Consider the following 18702-nt stretch of genomic DNA (forward strand, 5'->3'; position numbering starts at 1 on the left):
GCTGCGTGCGATCGGATATGGAGCGGTTGCGACGAGCCTCTTTCGGTGAGGCGCTCCGTCAATCTCAGGGCTTGCCGCACGACGTGGATGGCCGGGACATGCCCGGCCAAGACGGCGGAGAGACGGGCGAGCACGATCCTTCCTCATCTGCGATCGCCCGGTCGCCTTGCACGAAAGGACGGCGGACAACGCCGACGTCAATCCGCCCGGTTGTCTGCCGCTGAACGTGCCGCGTCCGTTTATTTGCCGAGGATCTTCTCCGCGGCGGTCACGATGCTGACCGTGGGGTGCTCGGCGCAATAGGTGCCGAACTTCTTGGCGTTCGCGACGAACTCCTCGGTGTCGAACAGTGCTTCGTCCTGGTCGCCCTTGTACCAGCCGTCCAGCCAGATCAGGACCATCTTGATGGTGTCGTCGCCGCTGTCGACGAACTGCTTGCAGCTCATGGTCGAGAGATCGAGAACGACGGCGGACGCCGGCGCGGACGAGAACATGAGCGCAGCGGCAAACAGCGGGGCGATGACGAATTTCATGGTCGGTCTCCGAATGAATGTGATGAAAAGCAACGAACTATTCAGGGTGTTACCAATCCGTTCGCGAGTTGCGACGATTTGATTCGCCGCGATCGCATCCGCACGGTGGCTTAGAACTGGCTGGATCGATTCCGGATGTCAAGGACGACACCAGGCACGCGCCAGGCGCGCCGCACGTCCGACGATCCCGCCTGCCGCAGGTCGGCGGTGCCGATTGACCTGCTCGTCGGGCAAATCAGGTCATGCCGGAAAAACCTGTCAATCTGTTCTGAAAAACATAATTCACTTGCTGGATTCGCCAAATCAGCATTATGGTCCGCGCATCCCGTTGCACGGTAGGGGACGGTTCGCGGTCGTCACGGACGTTGGCAGCGGGGATGCGGTGGACGCGGGCGGCGTCGTGTTCTTTGAAGCACGGACGAACGCTCAGCTCGCGGACGGTGAAGGCGTGTGGTTCCGATACTCCGACGCTAGTATCGAGTGCGATGTGCGGAAAGCGCGTTGCACGACATGGTGGCCAGAAAGCCGGTGCACCAGGAAGAGCGCGCTATAGACCGTTAAAACCATCGCGCGGGGAAGGCCGGGTCTATCCGGCTGTACCTGTGGTGACTGCCGCCTGCTTTTTTTCTGCAGGCGGGCCACGGGCCTCAGCCGAGGTCCGGCCTTCCTCGCGCCCTCCACTTGGAGAGGGCGAGACTTACGGGCACCACTCGGGCGCGGAGCGCGTCGCGAGAACGGATGCTCGTTTTCTCGATCATCCCTCATGCTGTTTGAGAGTGTGGATCAGTGTTGCCCCTTGCGTCATTGCGAGCGGAGCGAAGCAATCCAGGGCCGAGCAAGGACTCAGGATTGCTTCGCTGCGCTCGCAATGATGGAATTCCGAGTAGGCGGCCCGCTCAACAAACTGCCTCACGGCCCGCTGCACGCGACATGACGGAGTGGTGGGCGCGGTGTGTGCCACAAACTCACATGTCGTCCCGGACAAGCGCGCATCGCGCGCGCAGATCCGGGACCCATAACCCCAGGGAGGTGTGTGGGGCACGATGGAGGACCGATCTCGCCAGCCACGACTGCCGGGGACTCTGGGTCCCGGCTCAAGGCCGGGACGACACCTTTTGTGTGGCGCGCGGTCTCGCGCCGTCAGCACGTTGTGTGGCGATAGGCCTCACGCCACCAGCACGGCGTCCGCGGCGAGCACCGCGTCGGCGCCGTCGGTGACGGTCTTTTCCAGCGACGGCGCCTGCACGGCGAAGGTCTCGGCGAAGAAGCGGGCGAGCGCGACGTGACGGGCGCCTTCGCTCTCGTTCTCGCTGCGCGCGGCGAGCGCCTCGTTGGCGAGCATGCAGCCGCCGAGCGCGGAGCCGAACAGGCGGAGATACGGCGTGGCGCCGGCCAGCGCATCGTTCGGCGCGGTGGAGAGCTTTTCCAGCAGCCAGCGGCTGGAGCGATCGAGCGCGCCGAGTGCGTCGCGCAGCTTGGCGCCGGTGGTGCCGAACGCGGGATCGTTCGAGGCCTCGACGCGGCGGACGATGTCGGTGAGCTCGTCGAGCAGCTTGAACACCGAGGCGCCGCCATTGGCGCCGAGCTTGCGGGTGACCAGGTCGATCGCCTGGATGCCGTTGGTGCCTTCGTAGATCGCGGTGATGCGGGCGTCGCGGTAGTGCTGCGCGGCGCCGGTCTCCTCGATGAAGCCCATGCCGCCATGGATCTGGACGCCGAGATAGGCGACCTCGTTGCCGATGTCGGTGGAGAACGCCTTTGCGATCGGCGTCAGCAGCGCGCCACGTGCGGCGGCATCAGCGCGGACGGTCGGATCTTTTGCGCGCACCGCGACGTCGAGCGCGACCGCGGTGGCGTAGCAGATCGAGCGCGAGGCGGCGGTCAGGACGCGCATCTGCATCAGCATGCGCTTGACGTCGGGATGGGCGATGATCGCATCCGAGCCGGTGCCTTTGCTGCCGACGGCGCGGCCCTGTTTGCGCTCCTGTGCGTAGCTCAACGCCTGCTGATAGGCGCGATCGGCGACGCCGACGCCCTCGAGGCCGACGCCGAGCCGCGCCTGGTTCATCATCGTGAACATGCAGCGCATGCCGGCATTCTCTTCGCCGACGAGATAGCCGATGGCGCCGCCAGCGTCGCCCATGGTCATGGTGCAGGTCGGCGAGGCGTGCATGCCGAGCTTGTGCTCGACACCGCTGGCATAGATGTCGTTGCGGGCGCCGAGCGAGCCGTCCTTGTTGACGAGGAACTTGGGGATGAGAAACAGCGAGATGCCCTTGGTGCCGGCCGGCGCATCCGGCAATCGTGCGAGCACGAAATGCACGATGTTGTCGGTCATGTCGTGCTCGCCATAGGTGATGAAGATCTTGCTGCCGGTGATGCGGTAGCTGCCGTCGGCGGCGCGCTCGGCGCGGGTGCGGAGCGCACCGACGTCGGAGCCGGCCTGCGGCTCGGTCAGCTGCATGGTGCCGGTCCATTCGCCGGAGATCAGCTTGCCGAGATAGATGTCCTTCAGCTCATCGCTGCCATGGGCATCGAGCGCCTCGATCGCCGAGAGCGTCAGCAGCGGGCACAGGCCGAAGGCGACGTTGGACGCGCTCCAGATCTCGGTGCAGGCGGCGTTGATGGCGAGCGGCAGGCCCTGGCCGCCATGCGCCTCCGGACCGGACACCGCATTCCAGCCGGCCTCGGTCCAGCGCTTGTAGGCATCGGGCCAGCCCGGGGCCGTCGTCACCTTCTTGTCGGCGAGCTTGATCCCATGCTTGTCGCCGATCTTGTTGAGCGGCGCGAGCACGTCGGTCGCGAACTTGCCGGCCTCTTCGAGCACGGCGGTGGTGATGTCCGGATCGAAATCGCCGTAATGGCCGGCCTCGACCGCCGCCTTCAGCCCGGCACCATGGTTGAGGGCAAGCAGCATGTCGTTGAGCGGGGCGCGATAGGTCATGGCGGATCCTCAGGGGCTCGAGATGGCCGGTTTGGCCGCCGTCATCCCATGAAACCGCCCGGGCCTCAACTTTTTCGCTATCGTTTGCGGCGGGGCCCCGCGGCGGCCTCGGACGGCCGGGATAAAGGCTTGCCGGCATTGACGAATTGGCCCAGCCTGCGGATCATCGGCGGCGCCAGCAAAATTCCTCCGGCGCAGCGGTTGAAATGGGCGGGCGCGCTCGGTAGACCACGGGCGCCGATCCGGAATCGCCTGGGCGTTCGCGCGCGGGGCGATCCGGCTGACCTGATGGGGCGTAGCCAAGCGGTAAGGCAGCGGATTTTGATTCCGCCATTCGGAGGTTCGATCCCTCCCGCCCCAGCCAGGCTATTCCCATGATCCTGTTGAATAAAATCGCTTAGGTCCAGCGTGCGTTCGGGCGCATTTGGAAATTCGGCATCCCCCTCATTTGGAAATTCTGTGCTGGTTTCGTTTTCCGCCGGACTGCGTCGCACCGAGGCAGCGCCGAACGGCCCACCGCAATAGCGTGAGCGCCGTCAAGCCGGTAGCCTCGATGCTACTGCAGAGGATGATGGTGGGCTGTCGGCTTGAGTTGCCGTCGATCAATCTGCGGAATCGAACAATGCGCTGGGCCAGCAGCTATCAGGGACGCTCGGCCTTTCGTGTTGCCGCCGCGCTAAGCGTCTTCGTATCGACCTCCGCCGCCTCTTCGTTTCGCGTGGGGCTGACTTGGTCGAGCTGCTTCTGCGTCAGCAAATGTGCGTGCCTCTTGCGAGTCGCGGCGAGGGCGCGCTGTATGGTTTTCTTGGCGTAGCCGCGATACGCCTGTGCGGTCTTGTGGCCAGAAAGCGCGCGGCCTTGGCCATCCGTTAGCTCGGCTTCCTCGAGCTCGGTCATGCCGCCGTGACGACAAGCATCGAGCGTGAACAACTCCGACACCCCATCGATCTTCTTGCGCATCTGCTGCACAAGCTTCTCCATGCCGGGGTAGGACCACACTTTGGTGTTGCCTTTGCCTTCGCCTCGCTGGATCCGGCGCATGATCATTGGAACGCCGATTTTCGGCAATTGACTCAGGATCTCCTCGGCTTCCGCGTAGAACCTAATGATCTCGCCATCGACCACTTCCTCGAGCGGGTGCCAGACGAGCGCCTTGTTCTTATGATGCTCGATACGTACGGCATTGGGCCACTGCTTGCTGCGATAGTCCGGCCAAGTCAGGAAGCCAGCCACGACGTTCTCGGGCCTTTGCAGCCACTCAAAGCAGATCACCGCGACGGCCGCCGGCTCGGGTCGACCTTCTTTGACGCAGCCCCAGGCGAATTTGTAGACCTCCTCGCGCGTGACCGCATGCTTTCTGGCCTTCGTGCGGCTTCTGAGGGTGAAGTCGTCCCAAGGGTTTGGATGCTTCTTGTCGAACAGCTCCGGGTGTAATCGACGCATGATGCGCCAAACCTTGCGGCAGAGCCCGACGACCTTCTCTCCTTGGCGAAGCCTCAGGCCGTTCGGGCCATCGATGATCTTTTCATAGATCTTGTCAGCAGCCCTTGGCGTCACCTCGATGATCTGCCGTTCGCCTACCCGGCGACCGCTCTTGCCGACCGTGTCGCAGATCATCTGCATGATACGCTCATAGTCGGGGCGCGACCGGGGCGACACTTTCTCGGTGTATGCCTTCTCCGTCTTGTATTGCCTGAACAGCCAATCGATCGTGCCGTAGCGCGCGATCTTTCCCTGCTCGCTCGGCTCTCCCTTGCGTTGGGCGTTCCACTCGTCGAATAGGCCGTTGAGGGCAGATGCGCGTCCGCCTTTTCCGTCATCGCCGCAAGCGACCTCATATTGGGTCCCCAGCGGCTCGTTGGCGATGCCGCAGCCCAGCCCGCGATAGTAGGTCGGAATACGGAAGTAGAATGCGAGCGAACCGTTGGCCAGTCGGCGCGTTTCCACAAAACGCGGCAACGGACGTTGCAACGTCACAAATCCTCGGCGAGGTCGGCCGGCACCAGATCCGGTGCGATCGCTCGGTCCAGATCGTCTCGCAACCACAGTTGACGTCTCCCATCCTTGACCCGTGGTCGAGGATACTCTGAACCGACTCGCTTGAGAAATGCTTCGACAGTGGGCTCGCCGCAATATCCGGCCGCAATTGCAGCTGGCATGCGGCGCGGCCAAGAACCCGCTGGAATTATGGCAGCACGACTCATTGCCGCTGTTCTCCGTCGCCGATGTGGCTGGACGAGACGTCCTTCAGGCGCAATCGCAGCGGACGTGAGCAGCCTAATGGCGATTCAGGACGGTCGAAGAATTGGATAGGATCGAGGTTGAAAAGGGCGGTCGCCGTCTGTTCGCAATATGTCACGCGGTCAAGGCACGAGGCTGGTTCCTCCGGAGCCCGTCGTGATCGATTTTGTGGCGGCGGATGAAGGAGAGGCTCGTGCCGGTCAGGCGTCTGACTACGAATCTGAGGGTCGGACGTTCGAATCGTTCCGGGCGCGCCATTCAAATCAATCACTTGGCCAAAAGCACCGTTTGAGACTGAAAAACTAAAACGGTTTTTCAAACGGTGGAATGTTCGGCGCTACCCAGGCGCTCGGCGCAAGGACTGCTTTTCAACTCCGAGTATTGACGGGGAAGCGGCCGTTCCTCCTGCCATCAGCACTGCGTCTCCGTCGTGCTGGGGACCGGCAGGCATCTTGTCGAAGGAAGGATCGTACGCAAGGCTGATCACGCGGCTTCATGGTGCCGCTCGCCGGAGGCACTCGCTCTCGGGACTGCCGCGTTGCGGCACCGCCAGCGCTGTCCCAAACGCGGGTGCCTTGTTAACCGGTCTCGCGACTGCACTCGGTCCCGGGTCCCGCCGCCGAGGCGCCGGCCGCTATGCTAACCCTCCTGCGGGTGCTTTTCTGTCTTGGTTGTCCACGCACTCCCGCGCGGGGAGCGACGGCGCCGCGAGCTGCGGATGCGTCATCGTCAACAGGTTTCTATCCACGCCCCGCGCGGGCAGCGACTCACGCCTCAGGGGCGCGCACTCCTTGGGGGAGTGTTTCTATCCACGCTCCCGCGCGGGGAGCGACTGGCAGTGGGATTGGCAGCAGGGGCCGCGACTGAAGTTTCTATCCACGCTCCCGCGCGGGGAGCGACAGCAAGACCGCGCCTGACCGCGCCGGCCTGATCGAGTTTCTATCCACGCTCCCGCGCGGGGAGCGACCCAGGGCCTCGAGGATCTGCGCGACAAGGCGAAGGTTTCTATCCACGCTCCCGCGCGGGGAGCGACACGTGCCAACATCATGAAGGGCGTCCTGAAGACCGGGTTTCTATTCACGCTCCCGCGCGGGGAGCGACGATCTTCACGCGAGCGTCGTAATAGGTCTTGGTGTTTCTATCCACGCTCCCGCGCGGGGAGCGACAGGACCCGAGAGCCCGCCCGGCGGCGCGTATGCCGTTTCTATCCACTCTCCCGCGCGGGGAGCGACCGCATCAAGATCGTCCCAAACTGGCTGATGTCGCGTTTCTATCCACGCTCCCGCGCGGGGAGCGACTGGCCACGATCGGTCAGGGCGGGCTTGGCCTCGGCATTTCTATCCACGCTCCCGCGCGGGGAGCGACAGCAGTGCGGTCGCCAACCCGTGCCGGCAGGAATGGTTTCTATCCACGCTCCCGCGCGGGGAGCGACTGCGGCGCATGTGCCGTGGCAACCGTGCAGCTTTGGTTTCTATCCACGCTCCCGCGCGGGGAGCGACGGTCAGCTCGGCCCAGTCCGACACCGTGCCGTCAGAGTTTCTATCCACGCTCCCGCGCGGGGAGCGACATGTGATGGAGGCTCACATCAACGCGGCCGAGAACGTTTCTATCCACGCTCCCGCGCGGGGAGCGACGATATAAGCCGGGTAAGTCAGATTCGCGTCGCCTTGTTTCTATCCACGCTCCCGCGCGGGGAGCGACTGGTGGGCGCCTGGTCGGCGCCGTGGATCGTCTACGTTTCTATCCACGCTCCCGCGCGGGGAGCGACGACCTCGCCGTAATGGCGCGTCGGGTCGTCATGAAGTTTCTATCCACGCTCCCGCGCGGGGAGCGACGGTGCCGCTCGATGCACCGAGCACGGTCATCTGGTTTCTATCCACGCTCCCGCGCGGGGAGCGACCACGCACACGAGCCACGTCGCGCCGGTGTTGGTGTTTCTATCCACGCTCCCGCGCGGGGAGCGACGCCCACCTCGTCGTAGGCGGTCTCGGTGATCTGCTGTTTCTATCCACGCTCCCGCGCGGGGAGCGACTTGCGGCGGTCGCCAACCTCGTTGAGCGAGGCCTGGTTTCTATCCACGCTCCCGCGCGGGGAGCGACGGCTTCGTCATCAACCTCTCGACGCAGTCCAACAAGTTTCTATCCACGCTCCCGCGCGGGGAGCGACCATCGCGCAGCGGCAGCCGTGCGGCGACGTTCGGGTTTCTATCCACGCTCCCGCGCGGGGAGCGACGAGCGCATCCTGCTGTGCGGAGGCTTCCGGATAATGGTTTCTATCCACGCTCCCGCGCGGGGAGCGACCTCCGCAGATGGAGGAGGGAGGAGGGAGAGGAGAGGTTTCTATCCACGCTCCCGCGCGGGGAGCGACACGAGCGCAACGTAAACAAAGGCGGCCAGAACGCTGTTTCTATCCACGCTCCCGCGCGGGGAGCGACGCGTCTGCGACGTGCTCAACACCGTCGGGCAGTTGTTTCTATCCACGCTCCCGCGCGGGGAGCGACAGGCGAATGCGGCCGCTGCGCGCATTGCAACGTCGTTTCTATCCACGCTCCCGCGCGGGGAGCGACGAGATCAAGCGACGCCTCGATCGTTTCAGCAAAGTTTCTATCCACGCTCCCGCGCGGGGAGCGACTCTGACCTTCGGCGCAAGCAACATCACCGTACAGTTTCTATCCACGCTCCCGCGCGGGGAGCGACCTTTGCGTCAGATTTGGTCGCAGCCGATACGTTGTTTCTATCCACGCTCCCGCGCGGGGAGCGACAAAGCTCGATCGTGTTGGTCGCGGCGTCCGCGCGGTTTCTATCCACGCTCCCGCGCGGGGAGCGACGGCCTCGACGCCAGCAAATGGGCTGATGCCTTCTGGGTTTCTATCCACGCTCCCGCGCGGGGAGCGACCGCATCTGTTTGCCGGCCACCGCGCCTTTAGCAAGTTTCTATCCACGCTCCCGCGCGGGGAGCGACTCATGATCGCCTCACCAGCTCGCGCAAGCTCGGCGTTTCTATCCACGCTCCCGCGCGGGGAGCGACGAGCATCCATTGACCGAGACCACCGACCACGGGAAGTTTCTATCCACGCTCCCGCGCGGGGAGCGACCCGCGTCGGCCGGCTCCTGCGTCACCGTGCTGGCGTTTCTATCCACGCTCCCGCGCGGGGAGCGACTTCCCAGCTCACGTCTCACCTGTTGAATTGAAAGGGTTTCTATCCACGCTCCCGCGCGGGGAGCGACTGTCGCCGGGGATCAAGCAGCCCTGCGATGTGGTGTTTCTATCCACGCTCCCGCGCGGGGAGCGACTCGTACTGCTCGTCATCTGGCCCGTGTTCCTGTGGTTTCTATCCACGCTCCCGCGCGGGGAGCGACGAGACTGGCGCCGATGATGATCGCCTCGATGATGTTTCTATCCACGCTCCCGCGCGGGGAGCGACGCGCTTGGCACCGATATAGGCCGTGCGCTGGCGATCGTTTCTATCCACGCTCCCGCGCGGGGAGCGACATGGTCTCGACCTACTCTCCCAACATCCAGCTGGTTTCTATCCACGCTCCCGCGCGGGGAGCGACGCGGCATCGATGTCGCCGAGATCCTGATCAACGAGTTTCTATCCACGCTCCCGCGCGGGGAGCGACGCCATGCCGCGCAGCGCCCAGCCGAGCCCGGAACGTTTCTATCCACGCTCCCGCGCGGGGAGCGACGGTGACGCGACGGTGCGCCGTTGGGCGCGCGATGCCGTTTCTATCCACGCTCCCGCGCGGGGAGCGACCGACCGTGATCACCTCGTCATGGCCCTTGGGCATGTTTCTATCCACGCTCCCGCGCGGGGAGCGACCGATCAGGAACAGTGATCCCAAGAGGCCGAACACGTTTCTATCCACGCTCCCGCGCGGGGAGCGACCCGCGGTTGCGATCGTTCCGCTTTCTTGAGAAACCGGTTTCTATCCACGCTCCCGCGCGGGGAGCGACAATGGCAGGCGGGGCCGATCAACCAGATCGTGGCGTTTCTATCCACGCTCCCGCGCGGGGAGCGACAATTCCTGATCAAGCGCGTCGAAGTAGGCGTCGCTGTTTCTATCCACGCTCCCGCGCGGGGAGCGACGTTGGTGCGAGCCATGGTGGTCTCCAGGGTGTGAGGTTTCTATCCACGCTCCCGCGCGGGGAGCGACCAAAAAGCAAGGCGATCGACATCGACCGCGAGCTGTTTCTATCCACGCTCCCGCGCGGGGAGCGACGCGACGGCTTGTAGTTCTTCTTGTTGTGGCGCCAGTTTCTATCCACGCTCCCGCGCGGGGAGCGACGTCTGTGGCCGAGGCAAACGGAGGCGGCACAAAGTTTCTATCCACGCTCCCGCGCGGGGAGCGACACGCAATGCATGGGCCGTGCTGGTGACCAGCAGGTGTTTCTATCCACGCTCCCGCGCGGGGAGCGACCCGTTGATCTGCAGCGGCCACGTATCCTTGATCGCGTTTCTATCCACGCTCCCGCGCGGGGAGCGACGACGGAGCGGCTGCCGCTCAATGACCAGCAAATGTTTCTATCCACGCTCCCGCGCGGGGAGCGACCAGGTTAAGATCAAAGCCGAAATCAAACGAAGGGTTTCTATCCACGCTCCCGCGCGGGGAGCGACGACCGGTCTTCAGCACGAGGCCGACCTTGCCCTGTTTCTATCCACGCTCCCGCGCGGGGAGCGACACCATCTCATCCAGCGGATGATCCGTCTCAACCGCGTTTCTATCCACGCTCCCGCGCGGGGAGCGACCATTGGCGTCCTGGATTTGGCGCGCACGGTAATAGTTTCTATCCACGCTCCCGCGCGGGGAGCGACGTCGACCGTGATCACCTCGTCATGGCCCTTGGGCATGTTTCTATCCACGCTCCCGCGCGGGGAGCGACACCATCGTGCTGCCGCCGGACCCGATCCCGGTGCAGTTTCTATCCACGCTCCCGCGCGGGGAGCGACAAACGCGCCGGTCGATGGGATGTTCGCCGATACGTTTCTATCCACGCTCCCGCGCGGGGAGCGACGACCGGCAGCGCCGCCGTTGCCAGGATCATCGCGTTTCTATCCACGCTCCCGCGCGGGGAGCGACCGTCGAGGCCGGCGCCGGAGCGCAGGCTCATGATGTTTCTATCCACGCTCCCGCGCGGGGAGCGACGGAGCCGGAAGAACGGGACTCGCGTGACCACAACGTTTCTATCCACGCTCCCGCGCGGGGAGCGACTCAGCGCGCCGGCCGCGCCCATGCGCGTACCGCAGTTTCTATCCACGCTCCCGCGCGGGGAGCGACCCTGTCGGGCGGGCATGGCCCGTGGTCGACCTTGCAGTTTCTATCCACGCTCCCGCGCGGGGAGCGACCCAAGTGCGGCTGCAATCATGTCGTCTGTCATCTGTTTCTATCCACGCTCCCGCGCGGGGAGCGACTACCCGGCTTGAGCTGGCACCGGTGCCGGGAGTCGTTTCTATCCACGCTCCCGCGCGGGGAGCGACTCGGCCGAGGCCGAGCGGCCGGAGATCGAGATCGTGTTTCTATCCACGCTCCCGCGCGGGGAGCGACGCGCGTCAGCAGGTGCTTGAAGTGGCCGCCATCGTTGTTTCTATCCACGCTCCCGCGCGGGGAGCGACCGATCATCAAACGCATCATCAAGCTGGAAGAGGAGTTTCTATCCACGCTCCCGCGCGGGGAGCGACCATCACATACAGCGAGGAGTCCGAGGCAACGGCATCGTTTCTATCCACGCTCCCGCGCGGGGAGCGACTTCTCGACCTTGGGGTGCTGCACGAACTTGGTGAAGTTTCTATCCACGCTCCCGCGCGGGGAGCGACGCCAAGCGCGGCTGCAATCATGTCGTCTGTCATCGGTTTCTATCCACGCTCCCGCGCGGGGAGCGACTCTTGTACCCGTGGGACCTGTCAAACGAGGAACGGGGTTTCTATCCACGCTCCCGCGCGGGGAGCGACATAGAGCGGCATAGGACGAGCACAACGCAACTGGTTTCTATCCACGCTCCCGCGCGGGGAGCGACCGACTATCAGGCGACGTAACGCCAAAATGACTCTGTTTCTATCCACGCTCCCGCGCGGGGAGCGACTTCACGAGCCAACGGCAATTCCATGCCGTGCATGCGTTTCTATCCACGCTCCCGCGCGGGGAGCGACGATTTCACGCGGCCACTCCGTCAACACGGACAGGTTTCTATCCACGCTCCCGCGCGGGGAGCGACGTTTCCGATGCTGTCGGAGCGCGACACGGCCGACCGTTTCTATCCACGCTCCCGCGCGGGGAGCGACTGGGAAGCTGTGACATGGGCCAGCAAGCAACGGATGTTTCTATCCACGCTCCCGCGCGGGGAGCGACAACCCACAGGATCAGGTCGACCGGCTCTTGTTTGTTTCTATCCACGCTCCCGCGCGGGGAGCGACGGCCGGAAACTGCAGGAACGTGGTCGCGTTGGCGGCGTTTCTATCCACGCTCCCGCGCGGGGAGCGACCCGTCTGGCGTGGGCTATGTCGACTGGGCCATCGAGTTTCTATCCACGCTCCCGCGCGGGGAGCGACCGCCGGCCGCCGTCCTCGCCGTCGGTCTCGACCCAGTTTCTATCCACGCTCCCGCGCGGGGAGCGACGGGGGGGTATTGGCCTTGTCGAAGGCCATCAGGTCGTTTCTATCCACGCTCCCGCGCGGGGAGCGACTCTCGGGCTGGCTGAAATCAGGCGCCGGCATGAGCGGTTTCTATCCACGCTCCCGCGCGGGGAGCGACCCGCGACAGCGAGCTGGCCGCGGTCGCGGTCAAGGTTTCTATCCACGCTCCCGCGCGGGGAGCGACAAGCGCCCCGAGGCGCTCGTCGAGGTCCGGACGTCGTTTCTATCCACGCTCCCGCGCGGGGAGCGACGCGCCAGTTCGCAGGTGAGGAAATCCATCTGCGACCAGTTTCTATCCACGCTCCCGCGCGGGGAGCGACGCGCCGTGCTCGCCGAGGGGCGCGTGCGTTTCGCCAGTTTCTATCCACGCTCCCGCGCGGGGAGCGACCGCATTGGTCGACACGATGATGTCATCGGTCACCGTGTTTCTATCCACGCTCCCGCGCGGGGAGCGACGCCCGTGCGCCGCCCTGATGGGTGAGGCTGACAATGTTTCTATCCACGCTCCCGCGCGGGGAGCGACATTGTCATGGCGTGAGGCTCTGCATGGCGGGGCGTTTCTATCCACGCTCCCGCGCGGGGAGCGACCCAAGATCCTCGACCACGGCGCCGGCGTCGAGCTGTTTCTATCCACGCTCCCGCGCGGGGAGCGACTCGCGCGACAGCTCGGCCAGCATCTCGCAGGTATCGTTTCTATCCACGCTCCCGCGCGGGGAGCGACGGTTCGCCGTCTAACACGTTCATCTTCTGCGACAAAGCTGCGCTCCTGCGCGAACCAGGCCGGCTGCGGGCGGTGCGGCGGCCTCGGTCCGTGGGATGAACCAAAAATCTTCACGATTTCAAACAGCTCCGAGAGCGCGAACGTTGCGGAATATGTCGCCGCGCTTGCGGTTCGCGGATCCTACACGATCAGCGGCCCGTTGAGGTCCGTGGCCGGCTTCGTACCGACGTGCTCAACCCGCCGTTGCCAGTTGGCGCCCAGATGATAGTAGCGCAGGCTGTCGTGCTTCGGGTCGATGATGCCTTCGAGCCGGGCCTTGAGTGTCGTCCACTGGGCGGGGTCGACCTCGATCTCGAACACGGAGAGCTGCACCCGCTGGCCGTAGTCCTGACAAGCCCGGGCGACTCGGCGCAGCCGCTTGGCGCCGCTCGGCTGGGTCACGCTGACGTCATAGGTTACCAGGACGAGCATGGCTCAAGCCCTCTTCTATTTCCAGAACCATGGCGGATAGGCGTCGAGATCGCCGCGCAAGTGACGCGCCAGCAACTGCGCCTGCAGATAGGGCACGAGGCCGAGCGGGGCGGTTTCGTCAAGGAAGGGATGGCGCCGTTCTTCCTTCTTGCGCTCCTGCCACGCGGTCAGAACAGTCTTGCGGCCACCCTCGGTCAGAAGCACCGCACCGCCGTCGCGTGTTTCGAAGTCGCCGCTCCGCAATTGCCGTCGATTGATCAGCGACAGCGCCAGACGGTCGGCCAGCACAGGCCGAAACTCCTCCATGAGATCGAGCGCGAGGCCTGGGCGTCCCGGCCTGTCACGGTGCAGGAAGCCGACCGCGGGATCGAGCCCGACGCTCTCGGCCGCGCTCCGGCAATCATGCGTCAGGAGCGTGTAGAGAAACGATAGCAGCGCATTGACCGGATCGAGCGGCGGACGGCGGCTGCGGCCCTCGAAACGGATCTCCGGATCCGGCGAACGGATCAGGCTGCCGAACACGGCAAAGTAGCGCTGAGCTGCTTCGCCTTCGGCGCCGCGCATCACGTCGATCCCTTCGTTCATGAAGGCCACGCGGCGCAGGATCTGGTCGAGCCGATCGACAGCCGTTTCGAGCGACTGCCTCTGCTCATCCGGCATGTCAGCCCCATAGTCGCGCAAGGCGCGTTGCAGCACGACGCGCTGATTGGCGATCTTGGCGCTGACGATGCTGCGCACGATGTCGGTCGGCTGCTCCGACGCGCGATATTGAGCGCGGCGCAGTAGAACATTGCCGCTGACGGGGCCTTCGACGCGCGCCTCGAAACGTCCTTGCCGATCCAGCAGGACGAGCGTGATGCCCGCTCTTGCCAGCGCGCCGATCAACGCCGGAGACACCGAGACGGGACCGACCGTGACGACCGCGCCCAGCATATGAAAGGGCACGCGACCACGCTCGTCGTCCTCCAGCTCCGCCACGATGTTCTCACCATCCTTGCGCAGCCTCATGCCTTCGGTCGTCACATAAAGCGTGTTGAGCAGCTTTTTCATCAGCGCTGCTCGTCGTTGTCTGGCGGTGCGTCCAGGATCTCCGTGAGCATGCGCTGACGAAAGCCGATCGCCGAGCGTGTCATGGCTTGTGGGCGGCACAGTTCGATCAGCGAGCAAGCGCGGCATCTGCTCGACTTCCACACCGGCGGTGGCGTGCGCCCCTCCGCGCGAAGCGCGCCGAATGTCCGGATCGTCTCCTCGGTGAGCCGGCGCAATCCGGCGTCGAACGGGACCACCGTGCGGCGTCTGGTCTCGCCGTAAAACAGCGCGCCCTGCGAGACGGCCTGTCCGGTCATCTCCTCCAGGCAGATCGCCTGCGCGCAGAGTTGAACCTCATCGGCGCGGTGAAGCTTGGGTTTTCCGCGCTTGTATTCGATCGGGAACGGAGTCTCGCCGTCCGCACCGCGATGGAACTCGACGACGTCTGCGACACCGGAGATGTTGAGGCGCCGGCAGGCGAGCGGCAGCGCGCTGACGCGCCGCACCCCACGGCCGCTGCGCCTGTCGGCTTCATGGACAACACCGTGCAGGACCTGCCCCTCGGCCGTGAAGCGGTTCTCGGCCCAAAGTCGTTCGATATGGATCAGCGCCGCCTGCCGCACGCAATACACGGCATGCTGCAGAGCGGAGATCGGGATCGGATCGTCGACGGTCGTGCTGTCCATCGGTGTCTCCGGTCACATCAGCTCGAGCACCTCGACGCCCTCGGGCAGGTCATTGTGATTGATGTTGACGGAATAGTCGGCAAAACGCCGTGCCGGCGGCAGATTGTCGAGGCGCGGGCTGTCGAGGTCGTAGAGATCTTCGCCGACCCGGCGCTGAACCGTGACGCGGTCGAACAGGTCATGGGCTGCAGCGTTGCCGAGCGCCGAAGCGTGCTTGAAGGCGACGATCTTGCGCGATGACATCATGCCTCGCGCCGCCGACCGGTCGTGCTCGAACATCGATCTGAGAGCGTCGAACAGCAGATCGAGGTCGCCCGGCTCAAAGCCGGTCCGCTCCGCGAGCTTGGCGTTGACGAAGATGTGCGCGCGATAGAGGCCATAGGGAATGATGTGCTTGCGGCCCATCGTGCGATTCTCGGTCCGCTCGTCGCCGTCGGCCCCCTGGGCGCGCTCACCCTTCTCCTTTTCGCTGGTTGCGGCCATGCGGGTGATCGAGATTTCCAGCGGCATGACTGGCTGGACGGAGCGAGCAAATGCGACCTGGACCGGGCCACGGACCTGGCCGCAATTGATGCCGGTCGACATCACGGCACCGAAGGCCCTGACGTCGAAAAAATTGTCACACATGAAGCGCGTCAGCGCCTTCGCCTCGTCCTCGCTCTGCGGGTTGAGCTTGGCGGCTTTCCTGACCTTGTCGTCATCTCCGCGCTCTTTGACATAGGCCTTGCGGTGCTGCTCGTTCAGGATGGCGCCTTCCTGGACGTAGATGCCATAGCGCGAATGGCCGCTCCGCGTCAGATCGACGTAGTTGCGGATCTTGCGCTTCAACGAGACGTCGCTGACGAGCCCGACATTGGTTTCAGGGTCCATGCGGGGCAGGTTGCCGGCGTCGGGGTCGCCGTTCGGATTACCGTCGGTCACATCGAAAAAAAAGGTGACGTCGTAACGATTTTCGATCGCAGTCATGCGTTGTTTTCCTCCGTGACGTGTTCCGCGGACTTGCCGCTGGGCCGGGAAAAGAAGCTGTTGCGCTGGTGGTAATAGCCGAGGGCGAACAGACCCTGCTGCTTGTCGGGCAGATGAGGCGGGAATGGATCGTCGCCGGGCGACATGGTCTCCATGATCTCGCCGATCGTCCTTTCGAGAACGACCTGGTAGCCCTTGCGGTCCTTGCCGAGCTTGGACAGATGCGATCGCGATGCCTTGTCGAGCGACGGAAACACCTTTCGCGGCTGCGAGGCGGCCGCGCCATAGAACTTGTCCTTGATCGTCGCGTTCAGGTTCTGCCCAAGCGCGGCGATCTGGATCTGCTCGTAGACGGCGAAGAGGCGGCCGAGCAGATAGCCCGGCTCCCTGTTGTCTGGGTCGAGCGCCACGGGTATCTCCCTTGCGAATGAATGTCCGAAGTTGCGGATCAGAACAGCCTTGATGATAGCCGCGCGAAGTCCGTTGACATCGTGGTCGGCGCGCAGCCGCATCAGCAGCGTCGAGAGCAGCGTCAATGGATAGGGCGCGCCGGTCAGGATGGCGCGCATCCAATCTCCGGCGAGATTGGGCACAATGTTTTCGCTTTTCTTCTGCGTCGCCGTCTCGATCAGCAGGCGCCACATCGACGGCGTCGCATCGCGCGGGGCTGGTTCGATCTTCATGCGCTGAGCGTGCTTGCCGTAACGCTCGGCAATGGCGCCGAAATCGTCCTCGACATAGAAGCGGACCGACAGTCGCGCGGCGTTTGGAGCTAGCGCGAGCACGAAGAAGCGGACGCCCTTCGACAGCTTCGGGGCGACGTCTTCGAGCGGGACACCCTCCTGGATCGCCTTCAGCGTGTCCGCAATCTTGCCGGTCTCCTGCTCTTCGTCGATGGCAAAAAAACTGGCGAAAATGTCCTCCGCATCATGCGCGGTCTCGGCGATTTCGGCCTCTGCCCAAAATACAGTCGACGCGTCACCGATCTGAATCCGATGTCTGCTCCCTCTGGCCAGAAAACGGTTCAGAACCGTCGTATATGCAAAGGCAGCCGGTTCGGAGATCGGCGCGTTTTCGCCCTGCTGATGTCCATAGGATGTGAAGGCATCGAGATTGAACGAGACGATCGATGCTCCTGCGGTCTGCGCTCCCCATACGCCCTTGATCGATGGATGAAGGCGGGTAATCGGTCCGCGGGTGCCGGTGGCCAAGCAGACGCTTTCAACCCTTTCGCCTTCGCTCGCAAGTCGTGCCCAGAGCTGGCGTGCGGCCGGACGATCGTGAAGCCGGATATCTTGCCGTCGCTCGCTTTCCAAAGCGAATACGATGTTCTGATCCCTCATGTCGTCAGGCCAGCCGAGGCGGGAAAAATCGTCCGGCTTCCACGCGTCGAGAAAATGCCGCAGGGCGAGAAGTCCCTCGTCGTCGGTGTCGGCCAGCCGTTCGCGATGGGCTGCAACGAACGCGGCGTGTTCATCGACCGTTCTCTTGCTCGCCGTCGCCGTGATGCCGAGTAGGTAGGCTGTCTTGTCCCATAGGAAGTTGGGCATGATGCCCGACGTGCGCTTTACCGGCTGCGGCACGGCGATCAATTTCGCGAGCCGCTTCTTCCCTTCGCCCTCCCGCAGATCGATCGGTGGACCTGCCGGTGTCCCTTCGGCGTTCAAGGAAATCAGAAAGCCGATCTTCTCCTGCGAATAGCCATAGGCCGGCACGTCGCCGTTGCTCGCGAGGCGCTCATAGGCGCGGACCAGCGATGCCAGCGCGCTCATCTGCGGATCTCCGGCGAGCCGGGGGGCGGCACCTTCATGATGCCTTTTTCGAGCCGTGCTCGGAAGAACAGCGAGCTCCGGTCGCCGGCATGATCGATGTCCCACAACATGAAGCCGAGATCACGCGTCTCGTCGATCGCCGTCGGCACAGGAGCGTCCGGTTCGATCAGGCTGAACCGCGCAGCAAATTCGCGAGTCCCCAGCGCCGGCTGATGGAAGCATTGCCCCCTGCGAGCCCGGCGATTGAAGATGTCGAGATGCTTGCCGGGGGTCTCGCCGGCATCCGCTTCGGGCGAGAGCTCGAAGCGGGCCGCGATGACGTAGGAGACGTCGGCCAGCAGCGTGGAGGCGCGCTGCTGGCGATCGCTTTCGATGCGAAGGCCGAGCCCTTCCAGTGAGCCGGCGTTCATGGCCTGCTTCACCTTGCTGGTCGGCACCTTGCTGCCGACCTCGTTACGTCGGATCGACTGGAAGCGGATCGGCTTGAGAACATGGATTTCCTCGACGATCCAGCGGATCGCGGGCTTCCAATGCACCGCCTCGAGAATTCCTCGCGCGGCCGAAGGCGTCATTACGTCATAGGAGACGCGCTCGACCTTCATCTCCGGTCTCGTGAAACAGGCGTAATCGCCCGAGACCAGAAGCCTCACCCCGTAGGACATGTGCTTTTCTCAAAAGGTAGCCTGAAACCAGCAGAGCAATGCAATA

At 64.3% G+C, this 18702-nt stretch carries 9 protein-coding genes, 1 tRNA gene and 1 CRISPR repeat array; of the genes, 1 reads left to right on the forward strand and 9 read right to left on the reverse strand.

Going from position 1 to position 18702, the window contains the following annotated elements:
• Window positions 1–239 precede the first annotated feature (239 nt).
• Window positions 240–533 (reverse strand): HdeA/HdeB family chaperone, encoded by a 294-nt coding sequence (locus ACQR07_RS23890; protein ID WP_434868057.1) that lies wholly within the window; start codon window positions 531–533, stop codon window positions 240–242.
• Window positions 534–1698: 1165 nt separating this feature from the next.
• Window positions 1699–3477 (reverse strand): acyl-CoA dehydrogenase, encoded by a 1779-nt coding sequence (locus ACQR07_RS23895; RefSeq protein ID WP_434904565.1) that lies wholly within the window; start codon window positions 3475–3477, stop codon window positions 1699–1701.
• A 289-nt stretch (window positions 3478–3766) separates the two neighbouring features.
• Between ACQR07_RS23895 and ACQR07_RS23900 the strand changes: the two genes are divergently transcribed.
• Window positions 3767–3841: transfer RNA gene (locus tag ACQR07_RS23900), tRNA-Gln, on the forward strand.
• A gap of 278 nt (window positions 3842–4119) precedes the next feature.
• Here ACQR07_RS23900 and ACQR07_RS23905 read toward each other — a convergent pair.
• The 7 genes from ACQR07_RS23905 to cas5c form a co-directional block, all read right to left on the reverse strand.
• Entirely contained in the window at window positions 4120–5448 is a 1329-nt protein-coding gene (locus ACQR07_RS23905) for a hypothetical protein (RefSeq protein WP_434904566.1), read from the reverse strand.
• A 1071-nt stretch (window positions 5449–6519) separates the two neighbouring features.
• Window positions 6520–13070: direct repeats of the CRISPR family, unit length 32 nt; unit sequence GTTTCTATCCACGCTCCCGCGCGGGGAGCGAC.
• Window positions 13071–13250: 180 nt separating this feature from the next.
• Entirely contained in the window at window positions 13251–13541 is a 291-nt protein-coding gene (gene cas2, locus ACQR07_RS23910; RefSeq protein WP_434904567.1) for a CRISPR-associated endonuclease Cas2, read from the reverse strand.
• A 15-nt stretch (window positions 13542–13556) separates the two neighbouring features.
• Entirely contained in the window at window positions 13557–14591 is a 1035-nt protein-coding gene (gene cas1c / locus ACQR07_RS23915; protein ID WP_434904568.1) for a type I-C CRISPR-associated endonuclease Cas1c, read from the reverse strand.
• Complete coding sequence (gene cas4 / locus ACQR07_RS23920) at window positions 14591–15256, reverse strand: CRISPR-associated protein Cas4 (RefSeq protein ID WP_434904569.1); 666 nt, start codon at window positions 15254–15256, stop codon at window positions 14591–14593. Before cas4 ends, cas1c begins: the two co-directional genes overlap by 1 nt.
• 12 nt (window positions 15257–15268) lie before the next feature.
• Window positions 15269–16222: a type I-C CRISPR-associated protein Cas7/Csd2 gene (gene cas7c, locus ACQR07_RS23925; RefSeq protein WP_434904570.1), complete on the reverse strand. Its 954-nt coding sequence runs from the start codon at window positions 16220–16222 to the stop codon at window positions 15269–15271.
• Window positions 16219–17994, reverse strand: a complete 1776-nt coding sequence (gene cas8c / locus ACQR07_RS23930) for a type I-C CRISPR-associated protein Cas8c/Csd1 (protein ID WP_434904571.1) — start codon at window positions 17992–17994, stop codon at window positions 16219–16221. The genes cas7c and cas8c overlap by 4 nt, the downstream gene beginning before the upstream one ends.
• Complete coding sequence (cas5c, locus tag ACQR07_RS23935) at window positions 17991–18596, reverse strand: type I-C CRISPR-associated protein Cas5c (RefSeq protein WP_434904572.1); 606 nt, start codon at window positions 18594–18596, stop codon at window positions 17991–17993. Before cas5c ends, cas8c begins: the two co-directional genes overlap by 4 nt.
• Window positions 18597–18702: the final 106 nt, after the last annotated feature.

This window comes from Bradyrhizobium sp. HKCCYLS20291 (assembly GCF_051167715.1).
Lineage (GTDB): Bacteria > Pseudomonadota > Alphaproteobacteria > Rhizobiales > Xanthobacteraceae > Bradyrhizobium.

Excerpts from the sequence above, each read along its gene's own strand:
- cas2 (WP_434904567.1), bottom strand. The coding sequence starts at position 13,541 with ATGCTCGTCCTGGTAACCTATGACGTCAGCGTGACCCAGCCGAGCGGC.
- cas1c (WP_434904568.1), bottom strand. The coding sequence starts at position 14,591 with ATGAAAAAGCTGCTCAACACGCTTTATGTGACGACCGAAGGCATGAGG.
- cas8c (WP_434904571.1), bottom strand. The coding sequence starts at position 17,994 with ATGAGCGCGCTGGCATCGCTGGTCCGCGCCTATGAGCGCCTCGCGAGC.
- ACQR07_RS23890 (WP_434868057.1), bottom strand. The coding sequence starts at position 533 with ATGAAATTCGTCATCGCCCCGCTGTTTGCCGCTGCGCTCATGTTCTCG.
- cas4 (WP_434904569.1), bottom strand. The coding sequence starts at position 15,256 with ATGGACAGCACGACCGTCGACGATCCGATCCCGATCTCCGCTCTGCAG.
- cas5c (WP_434904572.1), bottom strand. The coding sequence starts at position 18,596 with ATGAAGGTCGAGCGCGTCTCCTATGACGTAATGACGCCTTCGGCCGCG.
- ACQR07_RS23895 (WP_434904565.1), bottom strand. The coding sequence starts at position 3,477 with ATGACCTATCGCGCCCCGCTCAACGACATGCTGCTTGCCCTCAACCAT.
- cas7c (WP_434904570.1), bottom strand. The coding sequence starts at position 16,222 with ATGACTGCGATCGAAAATCGTTACGACGTCACCTTTTTTTTCGATGTG.